A 2,317-nucleotide genomic window follows, 5' to 3' on the forward strand; every position below is an offset into this window, starting at 1 on the left:
GGCGGGGGGTGGGCAGCCGGGGCAGCGCGAGTTCGTCCGGGAGCCCGGTGAGGTACGGGAAGCCGGGTGCGAAGCCGCAGAAGGCCACCCGGAAGTCGGTGCCGGCCAGCCGCTCCACCACGGTGGGCACGGTGACGGCCCAGTGTTCCGCGACGACCGGTAGGTCCGCCCCGTCGTAGTTGACGGGGACCTCGACCGGCTCGGCGGCGCTGCGGGCGGTCGCCGGGTGTGGCGTCCAGCCGGCGATCGACCGGGCGGCCGCCTCCGGATCGGGCACGCCGTCGAGCAGCACGGTGGTCGCCGCCGGCACGATCTCGACAGCGGTCAGCTGGCCCAGCTCGCGGCGGTGCCCCAGCTCCGCCCGCCACGACTCGACCTGGCCGGCCACGTCGGCGCGGGCGGACTCGTCGCCGGGCGCGAGGTCGAGCAGCAGGGCGTGCGCCCCGACGGGTCGGATCCGCATGTCGCCATCCTGGCCCACCGGGCCCGGTCGTGGGTACCCACCGTCGTCGATGGATCGGCGTGACGAGGCGCACTACCCCCAAGTAACCTACGGTGTCGTAACCTGTTCGCGTGACCACCTCCGCACCGTCCCGGCTCAAGCCGGTCGACATCGGCAAGCCCCGGATGCGCGGCTGGCTGCACACGTACGCGTTCTTCGTGGCCGTGGTCTGCGGCATCGTGCTCTGCGCGATCGCCGCGACCCGACCGGGCTGGGCGCCGCTGGTCAGTTGCGCCATCTACAGCCTGACCGTCTGCGGGCTCTTCGGCACCAGCGCGCTCTACCACCGTCGGGTGTGGTCGGAGCGGGGCTACCAGATCATGCGCCGGATGGACCACTCGATGATCTTCGTGTTCATCGCCGGCACGTACACCCCGTTCTGCGTCCTGCTGCTGTCGGTGCGCCCCGCGACCGTGATGCTCGCGCTGGTCTGGGGCGGCGCACTGGCGGGCGTCGCGCTCAAGCTGATCTGGCCGCACGCGCCGCGCTGGGTCTCCGCGCCGCTCTACCTGGCGCTCGGCTGGGTGGCGGTGGCGATGCTCCCGCAGATCCTGCACGAGGGCGGGGTCGCCGCGTTGGTGCTGCTCCTCGTCGGCGGGGCTGTCTACAGCGTCGGGGCCGTCTTCTACGCGCTGCGCCGGCCGAACCCCTGGCCCACCGTCTTCGGGCACCACGAGTTCTTCCACGCCTGCACGCTGCTCGCCGCGATCTGCCACCACATCGCGATCTATTTCGCGCTCTTCGCCTGACCGCGCACGCGGGCCCACGGCGTACGGGGGCCCGGCGTGCGCGGTGTGCGGATCAGACGGTCCGGCCCGGCCGGCGCACCTCGCGGTACTCCTCCACGACCCGGCCGTCCTGGGCCGGCACCACCCGGTCGGTCACCACCCGCTGCGTCCGGGCCGGGGCGGCAGTGACCACCGTCCGCCGCCGGCTGTTCCAGAAGTAGAGGGTGACCAGGAGCAGGGCGACGCCGGCGAGCATCAGCACCCAGCCGACCACGGCGAGGTCGAGCCAACCGAGGTCGGCCTCCACGGCGAACGCGAAGATCGCGCCCAGCGCGATCAGGAAGATGCTGCCACCAATGCCCATCGGTCGCCTCCTCGGCTCTCAGCTGGCGATAGCCTCCGCCGCGGCCATTCGTGAGGTTGCGGCATCCATCGACTTACCCCGGCACCGTGATCGCCAATCGGGCAAGCTGAGGGCATGACGGACGGGTACGCCGGGGAGCGGACACTGGTGCTGCTGCGCCACTCGAAGGCCGAGCAGTCCGAGGAGGGACCGGACGCGGACCGGCCCCTGACCACGCGCGGGCGGGCCGACGCGGAGTCCGCCGGCGCCTGGCTGGCCAAGCACGGCCTGCTGCCGGACGTCGTGCTCTGCTCGACCGCCCGGCGCACCCGGGAGACGTGGCACGGCGTGGCGATGGGGATGACCGGTTCGCCGCCGGAGGGCGGTACCGCGGGTCCGCGCCCGGACGTCCGGTACGAGCCGGATGCGTACGAGGCGCACCCGGATGACCTGTTGGCGCTGGTCCGCCGGGTCGACCCGGATGCCCGTACGGTGCTGCTGATCGCCCACAACCCGGGGGTCTCGCTGCTCTCCGCGCTGCTCGATCCGGGACCTGGCGATCCGGAGGAGCTGCGGACGACGGAGCTCGCGGTGCACCACGGCCCGGCCCGGTGGGCGGAACTCGATCGTGGCGGCGCACCCCGCACCAACCGGTACGCGGCACGAAGCTGAGCCACCCGCCGGATGGGCGGGTGGCTCGGCGCTACGCGGCTCAGGAGGGCGGCGCGGTGGGCGGTGGCGGGT

4 protein-coding genes are annotated in these 2,317 nt (G+C 73.2%); 2 read left to right on the top strand and 2 right to left on the bottom strand.

From position 1 onward, the window contains the following. On the bottom strand, positions 1-463 hold a 463-nt coding region (locus E1211_RS31755; protein WP_132353884.1), incomplete at its 3' end, for a carboxyltransferase domain-containing protein. 110 nt (positions 464-573) lie between these two features. Between E1211_RS31755 and E1211_RS31760 the strand changes: the two genes are divergently transcribed. Next, complete coding sequence (locus tag E1211_RS31760; RefSeq protein WP_132353886.1) at positions 574-1,251, top strand: hemolysin III family protein; 678 nt, start codon at positions 574-576, stop codon at positions 1,249-1,251. Positions 1,252-1,303: 52 nt separating this feature from the next. On the opposite strand, the gene E1211_RS31765 is transcribed toward E1211_RS31760, so the two are convergent. Next, positions 1,304-1,594: a DUF6458 family protein gene (locus E1211_RS31765; protein ID WP_132353888.1), complete on the bottom strand. Its 291-nt coding sequence runs from the start codon at positions 1,592-1,594 to the stop codon at positions 1,304-1,306. Positions 1,595-1,708: 114 nt separating this feature from the next. Between E1211_RS31765 and E1211_RS31770 the strand changes: the two genes are divergently transcribed. Next, positions 1,709-2,245 carry a histidine phosphatase family protein gene (locus E1211_RS31770; RefSeq protein WP_132353891.1) on the top strand — a complete coding sequence of 179 codons (537 nt, stop codon included), beginning with the start codon at positions 1,709-1,711 and terminating at the stop codon, positions 2,243-2,245. Positions 2,246-2,317: the final 72 nt, after the last annotated feature.

The organism is Micromonospora sp. 15K316, from assembly GCF_004348525.1.
Lineage (GTDB): Bacteria > Actinomycetota > Actinomycetes > Mycobacteriales > Micromonosporaceae > Micromonospora.

Coding starts and splice junctions, on each gene's coding strand:
- E1211_RS31765 (WP_132353888.1), bottom strand. CDS start 1,594: ATGGGCATTGGTGGCAGCATCTTCCTGATCGCGCTGGGCGCGATCTTC.
- E1211_RS31770 (WP_132353891.1), top strand. CDS start 1,709: ATGACGGACGGGTACGCCGGGGAGCGGACACTGGTGCTGCTGCGCCAC.